This is a genomic window from Methylobacterium sp. GC_Met_3, assembly GCF_026540775.1.
In the GTDB taxonomy this organism is placed as follows: domain Bacteria; phylum Pseudomonadota; class Alphaproteobacteria; order Rhizobiales; family Beijerinckiaceae; genus Methylobacterium.
This window is the reverse complement of the sequence record NZ_JALNUL010000027.1, coordinates 22909-36077: the sequence shown is the minus strand read 5'-3', so window position 1 is coordinate 36077 and position 13169 is coordinate 22909. Positions and strand designations below refer to the sequence as shown.

Annotated in this window: 12 protein-coding genes; 5 read left to right on the top strand and 7 right to left on the bottom strand. The window is 62.8% G+C overall.

The genetic code is table 11. The features are described 5' to 3' along the window. Positions 1-164: 164 nt before the first annotated feature. Positions 165-815, top strand: coding sequence for a GIY-YIG nuclease family protein (locus OXS27_RS23025; RefSeq protein ID WP_267358882.1), 651 nt, complete (start codon positions 165-167; stop codon positions 813-815). A 65-nt stretch (positions 816-880) separates the two neighbouring features. Here OXS27_RS23025 and OXS27_RS23020 read toward each other — a convergent pair whose 3' ends face one another. Beyond that, the gene (locus tag OXS27_RS23020; protein ID WP_267358880.1) at positions 881-1966 is read right to left on the bottom strand and encodes a hypothetical protein; all 1086 of its coding nucleotides are present in this window, start codon (positions 1964-1966) and stop codon (positions 881-883) included. 783 nt (positions 1967-2749) lie between these two features. Between OXS27_RS23020 and OXS27_RS23015 the strand changes: the two genes are divergently transcribed. Both OXS27_RS23015 and OXS27_RS23010 read left to right on the top strand, forming a co-directional pair. Further along, a complete protein-coding gene (locus tag OXS27_RS23015) occupies positions 2750-4423 on the top strand; it encodes a GAF domain-containing protein (RefSeq protein ID WP_267358878.1) in 1674 nt (557 codons plus the stop codon). 7 nt (positions 4424-4430) lie between these two features. Then, positions 4431-4808: a response regulator gene (locus tag OXS27_RS23010; RefSeq protein ID WP_267358876.1), complete on the top strand. Its 378-nt coding sequence runs from the start codon at positions 4431-4433 to the stop codon at positions 4806-4808. 462 nt (positions 4809-5270) lie between these two features. Here OXS27_RS23010 and OXS27_RS23005 read toward each other — a convergent pair whose 3' ends face one another. The 5 genes from OXS27_RS23005 to OXS27_RS22985 all read right to left on the bottom strand — a co-directional run bounded on the left by OXS27_RS23005 (position 5271) and on the right by OXS27_RS22985 (position 10447). After that, complete coding sequence (locus tag OXS27_RS23005) at positions 5271-6191, bottom strand: acetamidase/formamidase family protein (protein ID WP_267358874.1); 921 nt, start codon at positions 6189-6191, stop codon at positions 5271-5273. A gap of 41 nt (positions 6192-6232) precedes the next feature. Further along, positions 6233-7069, bottom strand: coding sequence for an ABC transporter permease (locus tag OXS27_RS23000; RefSeq protein WP_267358872.1), 837 nt, complete (start codon positions 7067-7069; stop codon positions 6233-6235). A gap of 1 nt (position 7070) precedes the next feature. Next, entirely contained in the window at positions 7071-7931 is an 861-nt protein-coding gene (locus tag OXS27_RS22995; protein WP_267358870.1) for an ABC transporter ATP-binding protein, read from the bottom strand. Between the two features lie 11 nt (positions 7932-7942). After that, positions 7943-8956, bottom strand: coding sequence for an ABC transporter substrate-binding protein (locus tag OXS27_RS22990; protein ID WP_267358868.1), 1014 nt, complete (start codon positions 8954-8956; stop codon positions 7943-7945). Between the two features lie 570 nt (positions 8957-9526). Continuing rightward, positions 9527-10447 carry a LysR family transcriptional regulator gene (locus OXS27_RS22985; RefSeq protein ID WP_267358866.1) on the bottom strand — a complete coding sequence of 307 codons (921 nt, stop codon included), beginning with the start codon at positions 10445-10447 and terminating at the stop codon, positions 9527-9529. A gap of 601 nt (positions 10448-11048) precedes the next feature. On the opposite strand from OXS27_RS22985, the gene OXS27_RS22980 reads away from it, so the two are divergent. Beyond that, positions 11049-11720: a glutathione S-transferase family protein gene (locus OXS27_RS22980; protein WP_267358865.1), complete on the top strand. Its 672-nt coding sequence runs from the start codon at positions 11049-11051 to the stop codon at positions 11718-11720. 221 nt (positions 11721-11941) lie between these two features. Here the strand turns inward: OXS27_RS22980 and OXS27_RS22975 are convergent, their stop codons facing one another. Beyond that, positions 11942-12292 (bottom strand): helix-turn-helix domain-containing protein, encoded by a 351-nt coding sequence (locus OXS27_RS22975; protein WP_267358863.1) that lies wholly within the window; start codon positions 12290-12292, stop codon positions 11942-11944. Positions 12293-12408: 116 nt separating this feature from the next. Here OXS27_RS22975 and OXS27_RS22970 point away from each other — a divergent pair, with 116 nt between their 5' ends. Further along, positions 12409-13155 carry a glucose 1-dehydrogenase gene (locus OXS27_RS22970; RefSeq protein WP_267358861.1) on the top strand — a complete coding sequence of 249 codons (747 nt, stop codon included), beginning with the start codon at positions 12409-12411 and terminating at the stop codon, positions 13153-13155. The last annotated feature ends 14 nt before the right edge of the window (positions 13156-13169 follow it).

The window sequence follows — 13169 nt, the reverse complement described above, 5'->3', positions numbered from 1 at the left end:
CGCGCCGGGGTGCAAAAAGACCGCCGCCGGTTGGGCAGAGGCCTATCCTGCAGCTACCTTGCCCCCCGAGGCTGGAGCTACCGGCCGCTACACCGCGTTGCAGCCTTCTCGGATTTCACAGGCGCGGAGTATGAAATCCTCACCCAACATGCTCCTATGCTTCGATGGATACCACTGAGCGGACCGCTTCCGGATCGGGTCTGAGCATTGTCTACCTGCTGACCAACCCCGCAATGCCAGGGCTCGTGAAGATCGGCCGCACCGCACAGGACACCGCTCAGGCACGCCTCGATCAGCTTTACACGACAGGCGTACCTGTGCCTTTCGAACTTGTCTTCGCTTGCGGGGTCGAAGACGCAGTGCGGGTTGAGCAGGCCCTACACATTGCCTTTGCTCCCCAGAGGGTCAACGCGCGGCGTGAGTTCTTCCGGATAGAGCCAGAGCAAGCGTTAGCTATCCTCCGTCTGCTTCATATTGAGGATGCGACCCAGGCGGTAGAGGAGCAGTCATCTTCGATTTCCGAACAGGAACTCGGAGCGACGCGTGCGCTCCGAGCACGGCGGCCAAATCTCGATTTTACGGTCTTGGGCATACCGATTAGTGCCGAGCTGCGATGCACGCGGAATGATGCCGTAGTGGTGGTTGTCGGGCCTAGGAAGGTACGTTTTGGAACCGACGAGCTATCCCTTACCGCAGCGACACGTGAGGCAATGCAATTGGACTACAGTGTCGCTCCAGGCCTGTTTTGGAGTTATCAGGGCCGGACCATCCATGAATTCTTGGAGGACGCGTATGGAGAGTTGTCCGCCGAATGACGAGGCTCATTGAACTTGCACCCCGGTGCAAAAGGGTCTGCTCGGGCTTCTGTGCTGCCGCGCTTTTACTGTTTCGGTAGTGCCCGCAATGACGCGAGAGCGGCGCCGTAGTAGGGAGCAAGGACGTACTCCGTCCGACGCGAGCGGAGTGTTGCTCGGCTTTGCCGCAAGAAGCCGGATTGAATTAGGATGTCTGCGATTTCTTGAAGGCGTTGGTCGCTCGTGCGGCTCAGACCGTTATGCACGATCAGGAGCGAAAGGACGCGGTTCATCAAGCGCAGGTCGCTCCCGCACGCACGTGAGACGGCACTCAGCAGGCTCACGAGAGCGGTAAGTCGAGGGGCAGCCGAGCCTCGGCTTTTCTCATACGCTTCAAGAAACTGGGTAATGCGTGCCACTGCATTCTCCCTAATCCCTACCAGCACCTCCGCTACGAACGCCGAAGATCCAGAGTAGTGCTCTTTTGTAAGCCGGCACGCTTTGAGGGGTGCGCGCGTGTATCTGGCTTCGACACGGAGACGGTCGTGAGCCTTTGCGTAGATCGAGAGATCGACCCCCGCCGCTCCGAGGCCGATCTTCATCGCAGGCATGTTGCCGTTCCGGCTCATCCCGTGAGTGGGCGACTTTCCATGATTTTCTACTGCGAAGAGGGGGGACAAGCTTCGCCCGTGTTCCGCAATCTCGGCCACGCGAAGGGGGGCGTTGGCATCCTTGAACTCGGCGTAGACCTCTGCGTGCTTCAGCGTCCACCGCTCGAGCGGAGGCAGGCGCAGAAGCGGCTCGTGCGATTTGTTCTTTAGTTCGAGATCGTGCAGCGTACCGACTGCCTCTGTCACGACATCGAGCACCGCGGCAGCGTAACTCTGGGTCAGGCGCGACCAGTCCGCTTGGACTGCCATGGGGATCAAGCGGTCGGGAACGAAGTTATCGTTGCCGTCGAGTGTGAGTGCCCGGATCGGGTTCAATCCATGCGGCCGCATAAGGTCGATGCGGTTCACCTCAGGTGATGCGGCTAGGTTCCGCGCTTCATCGACCGAGGCGAAAAGGCGCGTCGTGTTGAGTTCAAGGGCTCCCGCGCCCGACCAAAGCCCGTCTCGCAAACTGATCGTGATTTGGAGGTTGAACAGCCACCGCTTGGCGGGGAACGTCACTCGGAGGCTGCGATTGGGCAGTTGCTCGACCTCGAAGGGATCATCGTACTCGCGGCTTCGTCGGCCGAGATAAGCCTTCAGGTCCCCATGCGCGCAGGCACAGGGCACGTTGATGCCGGGTAGGCCAAACTTGAGGCGGTCGATCCATCCCTGCTGGGGACCGACGCCGATCTTGCACCCCGGTGCAAAGTCGTAGAGCCAGGTTCGCTTACGGACACGCGGTGCAGGAGGCTGTGTCACTGATAGGAGCTATGGCTGTTTTTATGATGCTGGGAAGGTCTATAGTAGGCGCATTGACAGCCGGTTACGCTCGCGGCCCATCAGTGCAGGACCGTCCCTCCGCTGCTTTCGCGGCGGTTGCCTGCCAACTCCGCCACCTTTGAGGCCTGCCAAAATCAGGCAGCATCGTCTCGGCAAGCGCCACTTGCTCCCCCTGTTCAGAGACTGTCTAGGCTTCGAAAACTGACGATTGTTGCTCGCACTGACAGTCCGCTGCGGATGGCAACCGGATCCTGGCGTTTCGCCGCGAGCCGGACATTCCGCTTCCGACCCAACCCGGCCGCCTAGATCTCTATCGGCGCTTCCCAAAAGCGGTCATTCGTCGGTCGTCTGGCGACTTCGGTTCGAGGTGGGAAGCCGACCCTCGCGCCCGAGCCTTCCTACGTCCGCAGAAGTTTCGAAGCGGACAGTCGAAAGCCCTTGTCCGCATGGGGCCGGTCCGAAGATGCGCGTGTGGCCGCCCTATCAGGAAATTGAGTGGTCGGCAGAATGACATATGCCGAGATGGACGATACACCTCTGTCCCCAAGCTCAGCTCTGGCCATGATGCACAGCCCGGACAGCGGCATCCATCCCGACACGGTTGATCCAGGGCGTCTCGCCGAACTGGATGCCTACGGCGTCCTCGACACGGTTCCCGAGGAAGGCTTCGACGATGCGGTGCACATAGCGCGAACCATCTGCGATGCCCCGGTCGCGTTGGTCAGCTTGGTCGCCGCCAATCGGCAATGGTTCAAGGCGCGCGTGGGTTTCCAGCCCTGCGAGACCGACCTGAACTCCTCAGTCTGCAAGTACGTGCTGAGCGAGCCCGACCTGCTCGTGATCCCTGATCTTGCCGACGATCCGCGCACCAGTTCCAATCCCCTTGTGACCGGCGATCCGCACATCCGGTTCTATGCTGGGGCACCACTACGCACGCCCAGTGGCAGGGTGATGGGCAGCCTGTGCGTGATCGATGGCAAGCCCCGGCCCGAGGGCCTGACCGAAGCCCAAGCGGACGCGCTGCGGCGGTTGGCTCGGCAGGTTATGGTCCTGATGCGAGAGCGTCAGCAGGTCGCGCAACTACGGGCCGACGAGGAACAGGCTCGTGCGGCTTCCATCCGGCGGGCGGCGCAGGTCGAGTTGGGCGATCATCTCCGAGACGTGGACACGATTTCAGAGATGACCGCCAAGGCGGCGGAGATCGTCGGTCGGACCCTCGGTTCCAGCCGGGCAGGATACGGCGAACTCGACGCGACGGGAGAGTTCATCACGATCCATCAGGATTGGACGACGCTGGGTTCAGCCAGTCTGGTCGGCCGTCACCGCTTCGCCGACTACGGCGCGATCGGTGCGACACTCGATCGAGGAGAGATCCTGGTCGTTTGTGCCGTGACGGAAGATCCCAGGACCGCCGACCACGCGAAGCCGTTCACCGCGATCAACATCGGCGCCATGCTCAACGTGCCGGTGCAGGTGCGGGGTCGTACGGTCGGCCTGTTCTTCGTTCATAATCCCGAACCCCGCCCTTGGACATCGGAGGAGGTCACCTTCGCTCGCAACGTCGCCGACCGGGTGCAGGTCGGCATTGGACGGCTGCGTGCCGAGGACCAGCAGGCGGTGCTCAACCGCGAGCTATCGCACCGGCTGAAGAACACACTGGCCATCGTTCAGTCGATCGCCACGCAGACCCTGCGGACCGTCTCCGAGCGTGAGCCTGTCGAAGCGTTCGAGCGCCGCGTCTTGGCGCTGTCGCGGGCGCACGATGTGTTGTTGCAGCAGAACTGGTCGGCCGCGGGCATGCGCGATGTCATGGAGGGCGTGCTCAGCCTGCAAGCGCCTTTGGATCGGATCATGCTGAACGGCCCTGACCTCGACATAGGAGCCCAGGCAGCGCTGTCGCTGTCGATGCTGCTGCACGAACTCGCTACCAACGCGGTGAAATACGGCGCTCTCTCGAACCACACAGGCACGGTCTCGGTGTCATGGCGGGTCGCGGGCGACGACGGGTCGGAGTTCGTGCTCGACTGGATCGAATACGGCGGCCCGGCGGTAATTGCCCCGACAGGGCGTGGGGGGTTCGGAACCAAGCTCATTCGAATGGGTTTGCTTGGGTCTCGGCAAGCGGTCCTGCACTACGACACGACGGGCCTGCGGGCTGAGTTCAAAGCGCCTTTCCACGAAATCCAGTCTCATTAGGCGTGGTGTGATCCAGGAACTCCCCCCAGCTTCGGCGGCGGTCCTCGTTGTCGAGGACGACCCGTTGCTGATGATGGCGATGGTGGACTTCGTCGAGCAGGCTGGGTGCGAAGCCGTCGAGGCGCATACCGTAGCCGAAGCGATCCGGATGTTGGAGACGCGGACGGACATCCGGACGGTGTTCACGGACCTCGACATGCGCGGCTCGACGGCGGGCATGAAGCTCGCCTTGGTGATCCGCGAGCGTTGGCCTCCGATCGAACTGATCCTCACCTCCTCACAGGCGACGCCGAAGGCGCACGAGATGCCCGAGCGAGGTATCTACGTCAGCAAGCCCTTCGACCGTCGCCGGATCGTTGCCGTGATCCGTCAGTTCGCGGCGTAGTTACGTCGAACGTCTGCTCCTACCAGAATGCAGACCTCCGACTGCCTCTGGCTTACTGTCCGAGAAGGGTCGTGAGCGGGCGCGGTGGTTATGTCCGCTCTTATGCATGGCCGCCCGAAAGCGGACTGGCGGCAAACCACCCATCTGAGACGCTCACGCGAGCCCAGCGTTGCGGCAGATGCGGGCCGAAAGCCGCTAGTTTTCTTCGGAGAAGAACAGCCGGGCAAACGGACAGGCTTCTACTGGCTTGATGTCGTTGTTGAAGCCGATGCACTCCGCATCCGATAATCTCCGCCACGATATCCGGGCGGTTCACCGTCGCGTCCATTCAAGCCCCAGGGCGACCGCCATGCGGGTCAGGTCGAGGCTGGCACTGCGAGCGCCGATGATCTGCAAGCCGAACTGCTTGGCTCAGTCGAATCGCATCCAGCAATCGACTGGATTGCAGCTCTGCGACTCGGCTCACTTGAAAGCAGCTAGGATGGTCTTCGGCACCTTGCAAATATACGTATACTTCGGATTGACCATCTGCGTGCAGCGCGCCTCGGCGATCTGTGCGAGCAGCAGGTAACCCTCCGGCTCGGGGATGTTCCACTCGTCGGCAAGCCAGTAGATCATGTCGGCGAACGCGATACGCATCGCATCCTCGAGCGGGCGGGCACAGCCGAGCGTACAGAGATGCGTAGGCGTCTCGATCCGCGGATGGCCGAGCCGCACCGGCGCGGGCACGAGGCTCACCCGCAGGGTCACGTTTGCTCCTATCTCGATTGCCCCCATTCCGACTGCTTCACCGTCACCCTGGAGCGCGTGACAATCACCGATGAAGAAATGCGCACCGGGCTTCTCAACCCGCAACATCACAGTGTTGCCGGTAGTGACCTCCTGAACGTCGAGGTTGCCGCCATGAGTGCCGTTGTCCACCGTCAGGACTGCACCGTGGACGGGTGCTACGCCGATGACGCCGGCCATCGGCTTCACCGGCAGCCGGAGCCGGTCATTCCAGATCACATGCCCGTCGTGCACATCGACGACCTTGGTGCGGATGCCCCATTCCTTGCGGCGCACCCAATCCGGGAACATGCCGTGTCCGGGCCACAGGGAGCTGTAGCCGCGCTGGCCGAGTTCCATGTCGAGGATCTCGACCTTGAGCATGTCGCCCGGCTTCGCGCCCGCGACTTCTATCGGACCCGTCGCCCCATTCACGAACGGGAAGGTGACGTCGGCCTCGGTCAGGTTCTGCCCGAGATCCTTTATGACGCCGTCGCCGATGTTGATCACGCACTCGACCGTGACGATCTCGCCCGGTGCGATCCTGGCGACGAAGGGCTCGTCGCCCGAGAGGGCGTACTTGATCGTGCCCTGCTTGCTGATGCGCTGCGTCACACGGGGCTCCTGGTGGCGTTGGTTTCGAGGGATGGCGTGGGTCAGAGATGATGCCGCCAGGGCATGAGGATCCGTTCGGCCCGGCCGACCAGGAAGGTTAGGACGAGGCCCAACGCGATCGTGCCGACCAGCGCGGCGAAGACCTTCGGGATCGCGTATAGGGAGCCCGCCTTGAAGATGGCGTGGCCCAGACCCACGGAAGACGACATGAACTCGCCGACGATGGCGCCGATCAGCGCGAAGCCGACGGTGAGCTTCAGGCCAGCGAAGATGTCGGCGAGGCTCGACGGCACGACGAGCTTGGTGAAGATCTGCGGTTTCCGCGCGCCGAGGGTCCGCAGGAGGTTGATCTGGTCCGGGTCGACGCCGAGCGCGCCCTTGTAGGAGGTCACGAGGGCGACCACGACGACCGACAGCGTCGACATCGCCACCTTCGAGGCGAGGCCCGTGCCGAACCAGATGATGATGATCGGGGCGAGCGCAATGATTGGGATCGAGCCGATCGCGACGATGAACGGCTGCACGACCCGCGAGACGAAAGTCGAGTACCAGAGCGACAGGCCGGCGAGCGTGCCCACGATGTTGCCGATCAGGAACCCGAGCCCCGTCTCGAGGGCCGTGACGCCCGCGTCGCGCAGGAGCGTGCCGTCGGCGAGACCCTGCCAGAGGAAGCGGCCGATCGCGGAGGGCGAGCCGAACAGGAACGACGCTTGCGGGTTCAGGCGCGTCTGCCATTCCCAGGTCGACAGCAGGGCCGCAAGAAGCGCGACCTGCACGAGCAGGACGAGTACGCCCGCCCGCAGGCGCGCATTGTCGCGCGGCGGGGCCTTCTGGCTCTCTCCCGCGATGGTTGCCCGTCCGGTCACAGCGTCCGACATCTCAGGACCTCGCGGCAGCGCGGCGGATGCCACGCCCGGCACCGCCGAGCGTGGTGCGTGGGATGTCGAGATCGGCCCAGATCTGGCGGACATAATCGCCGAAACCGACGCTCTCCCGGGCCCCGATCATGTCGTCGGGCGCGCAGTCGAGGTCGATCGTGTAGCTGGCTTTGACGGCGGTCGGCCGCCCGCTCAGCACGAGGACGCGGTCGGCGATCGAGACGGCCTCCTCGATGTCGTGGGTGATCAGGAGTGCGGACTTGGCCCCCTCGCGCACGAGCCGCACCGTGTCGGCCTCGATCAGCAGCTTCGTCTGGAAGTCGAGCGCCGCGAAGGGCTCGTCGAACAGCAGGACGTCCGGATCGTTAATCAGGGTGCGGGCGAGCGCCACACGCTGGCGCATGCCGCCCGACAGGGTCGCGGGATAGGCCCCGGCGAACCCGTGTAGGCCGAGCTGGTCGAGAAGCGCCCGCGCCCGTTCGTCGGCCTGCCCGCGGGGCATCCCGCGCAGTTCGGTCCCGAGCTTCACGTTGTCGAGAGCCGTGCGCCAGGGCAGCAGCAGATCCTTCTGCAGCATGTAGCCGATCCCGCTCGGCGGCCGTCCGCGCCGGTCGAGGGGCGCGCCGTGCCAGAGGATGCGGCCCGAATCCACCGGTGTCAGACCGCAGACGGCGTTGAGCAGCGTGGTCTTCCCGCAGCCCGAGGGCCCGACGATCGCCACGATCTCTCCGCGGGCGAGCGCGAAGGTGAGGTCGCCGACGACGGGCAGGATCCGACCGCCCGACCGATACGCCTTGGCGAGGCGCTCGACGGCGAGCGGCGGCACGGGGTGGGGTGCGGCGTGCGGGGGGCCTTCGGACATGGGGGCGCCGGTCAACCGGCGCGCTTCGCAGCCTTGTTGGCAAAGGTATTATCGACGACCAGATCGAAGGTGAGCGAGCCCTTGATGTTGCCGAGATACTTCTGCATGCCCATCAGGCTTTCCCAGGCGTCCTTCTCGGTCACGACGGTTGAAGCCGGAATCTTGTATTTCAGCTCGGCCTCGATCGCCGCGTCCACGACCTCGCCCGGCAGATCCGGGAATTCCAGCCGCGCGACCTTCTTAGCGTAGTCCGGATCGCCGTAGGTCTTGCGCCCGGCCTCCTCGAAGGCCGTCACCAGAGCCTGCACGGTCTCGGGATCCTTCTGGATCGTGCCGGGCAGCACCATGATCCCGGTGTTGCAGAAGGGTCCGATGTAGTTCGAGAAATCGAACACGATCCTGGCGCCCTGCGCCACCGCCTGCGCCACGCCGGGCTGGTAGGCGACGGCGATGTCGGCCGCGCCGGCGAGCATGGCGGCGATCTCGGTTCCGGGGCTGACCGGTACGATCGTCGCGTCGACGCCGAGCTTCATCCCGTTGCTCTCGACGAGGCGTTTGGTGACGCTGAAGTTGGTGTTGGGCTCGGGCGACGTGGCGATCCGCTTGCCCTTGAAGCCCTTCGGATCGGTGAAAGGCTCAACCGTCTTCGAGACCGCAAAATAGTGGGCCCGCTGAACGACGGTGCCGACGACCATCCCGGGGCCGCCGTTCTCGCGCGAGATCACCACCATCGTGGGATCGCCGATGGCAAAATCCGCCGAGCCGCCCAGCACGGCCGCGAAGGTCTGCGTGTCACCGCCGGCGGCACTCACCTGCATGTCGAGGCCGTTCTTCTCGAAGATGCCGGCGTGCATTCCGACGTAGAGATTGATGTATCCGAGGTTGTGGACGGCCTCGCTGAAGCGGACGGTCTTGAGGCCCGCAGCGCGCGCGACTATCGGCGCCAGCGGCGCACCGACCGCCAGTCCGGCCAGACCTTTCAGGATCGAGCGCCTACGAAGCTGGGGCGACCAGGATTGGGGCATACGAACTCCGCGAGACCCAAGCGGGCGACCGGTAGATTGCCGCAGACGTGTGATCGCCTTGGTATACGATCGTACGATTACCGCTGTTGGCCATCCTACGACGCAAATAAGCTGCCAGATCGGGCGAGTGCTCCGGGTGATAAGAGGCCAAGCTGCTCCTTAAGCTGCCCAGGACGGAAGGCGCACGCAAACGCATCTCGATTGGCTGCACCGCCATCACAGCTCGCGCTGTAAGATGCATCTGGCTGCAGCGGGTCCGAAGCAGTCGACCAGATCTGGCCGTAAGCAGAACGGCCGCTTCGAAGAATGCCGGCCGGAAAAGCGGACGGCCTCCTATCGACCCAACGCGGCCACCCGGATCGCCCGCGGCGCATCTCCAAAGCGGCCGTTCCTTAGTCCTACGGCAACTTCGCCTCGGGGTGGCAAGTGGACCCTAGCCTCGCGCAACGAAGCGTTGTGGCGGCGGTCGACGCCTGCGGAGGTGTCATACATTCGCGAAACGACGAAGGCTGGTGAGGAATTCGGTCCAGGTCCGTTAGGATACGTATGAAGCCATGACCATGATGCATCTCAGTCCTCGCTCACCTTCAGTTGAGGCTCCTCGGCGCAAATCGCCGCGAGGAACTCGATGAAATGCCGCACGCGCGAGGGCATGCGTCGCCCGGCGGCCGTGACCGCGTTGATCGGGAAGGTTGGCGGCGCATATTGATCCAGGACCTGAACCACCTCGCCCGAGGCGAGCACATCGGTAAACAGCCAACTTGCGTGGTGAGCGATGCCGAGGCCCGACAGTACGGCGCTACGGACATGTTCGGCATCGTTGGTGCGGAACGCACCGCCACCCTCGACAGTGACCTGACGGCCGTCCACTTCGAAACCCCACCCGACGATATCCCTCTGGTAGACGTAGCCGATGCGGTGATGCTGGCGAAGTTCGTCCACGGTCATTGGCGTGCCATGTCGAGCAAGGTATGCGGCGGATGCCAAGGTGATCATCCGCATGTCGCCGATACGCCGTGCGACGAGGGCTGAGTCCGAAAGGCGCCCGATGCGGATCGCGACGTCCATCCCCTCCTCGATGAGGTCGACATGCCTCCCGGAGACCTCCATCTCGATGGACACGTCGGGAAAGGCTTCCCTGAAACCGGCAAGCCGGGGAATGACGAACATCCTTCCGAAGGCCGGGGAGAGGGTGATGCGGATCAGCCCCGCCGGAGCCGACTGTCCCGCGGCGACCCTCTCCTCGGCAAGGTCGAGATCCTGCAGGATGCGCAGGGTGTCCTCGTAATAGTCCTGCCCCGTAGGCGTCACGGAGAGGGTACGCGAGTTCCTTGCGAGCAGTTGGGCGCCCAAGCGCGCCTCAAGCGCAGCGAGCTGCTTGCTGACCGTAGGCTGGCTGACGTTCAGATCTCGCGCCGCCTGCGAAAAGCTTCCGCTCTCGACAACCCGTACAAACATTCGCATTGCATTAAACTTATCCATCGCTGCCATTCCATTTCGGAATAGAACTTATATTGGCCAAAGCTCTTTCGGAGTCGGCTTAACGATTTAATGTAGGGTGGGAAAGGTAAGCTCGTGACCGCTTCCAATATATTAACGCCCCCTCCGCCCATTCCATCGTCATGCATTCATGCCCGATGACGGTCATTGCCGGGAAGGATCTGCTACACCTCGCGAGCACACGTTCAGTTTTTACGCTCAAAGAAGCGTCATATTAGCCTGTTCAATACAAACTACGTAGCGATATCGGCATGTCGTGATTGGTGCGATATCGGCATGGGACATATTGTCATTACAAGGTCGGGGCGAACTACTACAGCATTCCTGCTCTCGGCAAGGGAGGTTTGAACGCCATGTGGACTTACGAAGCACCTTTCGAAGCTGTCGTGGACATCTCCGGTCGCCTTGCTTTCTACCCCGACCGCGTGTCGGTCCAGTTTGCTGGCTAGGCTAGCTCTCCCTCCGTTTCCACCTCAGCACCAATTCTCAGAGAGAATAGATACTATCGTAATTTTTCTAATATCATTCCAAGATCGAATGTGGATGATCCATACACAACGGGCTGCGATGGCCCGGGATGGGATGGTCAATCATGACGATGAGGCTTTACGGCGACCCCGGCTCAGGTAGCCTGCGGCGCGTAACGACCGCTGCAAAGATCATGGGAGTTGAACTGGAGCGGGTGTTCGTCGACCTGTTTAAAGGTGAAAGTCAGACCGCCGAATTCAAGTCTCGCCTCAATCCGCACGGCCTGACACCAGTTCTTGAGGACGGGGATTTCATTCTCTACGAGGCCGCCGCGATCAACTTATACCTGGCTAACAAAATCAATTCGCCGCTGTTGGGTAACACTGAGAAGGAGCGTTCACAGGTGCTTCAATGGATGTTTTGGTCCGGCGAGCAGTGGCGCACCTTCACCGTCACGATCTTTGACGAGCGTATCGGCAAGACCGTCATGAACCTGCCCAAGGATGAAAATCTTATCGCCTTCGCCGAGGGGAAGATCCGCTCTTCGGCCAGGGTGCTCGATAAGCATCTGGAAGGCCGCGCGTTCATGGTCGGCAATGCGCTGACGTTGGCTGATCTCGACGTCGCGGCCCCCTTTTCCCAGGTCGACAGGGCGCGGTTCCCAATCAAGGAATATCCCAATCTGGTCGCCTGGCATGACAATCTTCTCCGGTCATTCCCGGCGTGGGCGGAAACGAAGGCGGAAGTCGACAATCGGATGGACACCTTCCTGGAGAGCGTCGGCGTAAAGCTTTGACAGCCGGCCTTCAGGCCCGGCCTTCTCGCCTATGAGGATGTTGTTCTTTGGCGGGGCCGTGATGGTCTCCTTCACGTAACGCCGGGCGGTCAATCCCCCGTCGACACGTCCATCCGTCACGCCTCAGCATGGTGCCACTCCTCACTCCCCTACGGACGCCAGACGGAGTCCTCAGGCTGATCAGGGTGGAACTCCGATGGCGGCCGACCTGTACGGGGATGCTACCGGTCAGCTGCCGCTCGCGGACCGTAATGCCAGGCATACGCATCCATGATGGACCGGACGAGGTCCCTCATTGGCTCCTGCAGCTCGGGGGTCCGCGAGTGGTTTCGGATCTCGACGCCGTGACGCTCGCTCCGGATAAGGCCGGCCTCCCGAAGTACCTTGATGTGCTGGGACAGGGACGACCGCGGAACGACGCGCTCGCCCGTGTTCGCCAATGCCGTGCACGTGCCGCCGGAACACACGCCCTCGATTTGCGCGAAGATCGCTGCGCGCTCCGCGTCGCCAAGGGCGTGCAGGATCGCGTCTGGTCGTACGTCCTCGATGGCGGGATGGGAAGGCTGGCGCATGCGATTTCCATAAACGGCCTTGACAGCGAGTTCAATAATCCGGAAATCCTGAACAACGGGATAAATGAATTAATCCGCACCGGAACGCGGTGCTCGCCCTTTTGAAAGGTTGCAAGATGGCCAAGCTCACTGGGAAAGTCGCTGTCGTGACGGGGGCCTCGAAGGGCATCGGAGCGGCCATCGCCAAGGCGTTCGCCTCTGAAGGCGCCAAGGTGGTGGTGAACTACGCGTCCAGCCGGGAAGGCGCCGACGCCGTCGTGGAGGCGATCAGACATGCCGGCGGAGAGACGATCGCGGTCGGCGGCGACGTCTCGAAGGCGGATCAGGCGCAAGCCCTGGTCGAAGCCGCCGTCGCCGAGTTCGGACGACTGGACGTACTGGTGAACAACGCCGCCATCTACGCCATGGTGCCCATCGAGCAGGTTACCGAGGAATACTACCACCGGACCTTCGACGTGAACGTCCTCGGTCTCCTTCTGACTACCCAAGCCGCGCTCAAGCACCTCGGCGAGGGCGGCAGCATCATCAATATTTCGTCGAACGTGACGACCCTGTTGCCGCCAACGTCGGCCGTCTACGCGGGAACGAAGGGGGCCACCGAGTCCATCACGGGGGTGCTCGCCAAGGAGCTGGGCGCGCGCAAAATCCGGGTGAACGCCCTCCTCCCCGGTGTCGTCGAAACTGAGGGCACCCGTGCCATGGGGATAATCGGCTCGGACTTCGAGCGATACGCGATTGCAAGCACCCCGCTCGGACGCATCGGCCAACCGAACGACATCGCCGGCGTCGCGGTCTTCCTGGCCTCGGACGACGCCCGCTGGATGACCGGCGAGCGCCTGATGGCGAGCGGCGGCTTCCGTTAAGCGCGCGAGGAGGT

Bases quoted from the DNA above. Each gene is read 5' to 3' on its own strand.
- OXS27_RS23025 (WP_267358882.1), top strand. From the start codon at position 165: ATGGATACCACTGAGCGGACCGCTTCCGGATCGGGTCTGAGCATTGTC.
- OXS27_RS23015 (WP_267358878.1), top strand. From the start codon at position 2,750: ATGGACGATACACCTCTGTCCCCAAGCTCAGCTCTGGCCATGATGCAC.
- OXS27_RS23000 (WP_267358872.1), bottom strand. From the start codon at position 7,069: ATGTCGGACGCTGTGACCGGACGGGCAACCATCGCGGGAGAGAGCCAG.
- OXS27_RS22995 (WP_267358870.1), bottom strand. From the start codon at position 7,931: ATGTCCGAAGGCCCCCCGCACGCCGCACCCCACCCCGTGCCGCCGCTC.
- OXS27_RS22990 (WP_267358868.1), bottom strand. From the start codon at position 8,956: ATGCCCCAATCCTGGTCGCCCCAGCTTCGTAGGCGCTCGATCCTGAAA.
- OXS27_RS22985 (WP_267358866.1), bottom strand. From the start codon at position 10,447: ATGGCAGCGATGGATAAGTTTAATGCAATGCGAATGTTTGTACGGGTT.
- OXS27_RS22980 (WP_267358865.1), top strand. From the start codon at position 11,049: ATGACGATGAGGCTTTACGGCGACCCCGGCTCAGGTAGCCTGCGGCGC.
- OXS27_RS22975 (WP_267358863.1), bottom strand. From the start codon at position 12,292: ATGCGCCAGCCTTCCCATCCCGCCATCGAGGACGTACGACCAGACGCG.
- OXS27_RS22970 (WP_267358861.1), top strand. From the start codon at position 12,409: ATGGCCAAGCTCACTGGGAAAGTCGCTGTCGTGACGGGGGCCTCGAAG.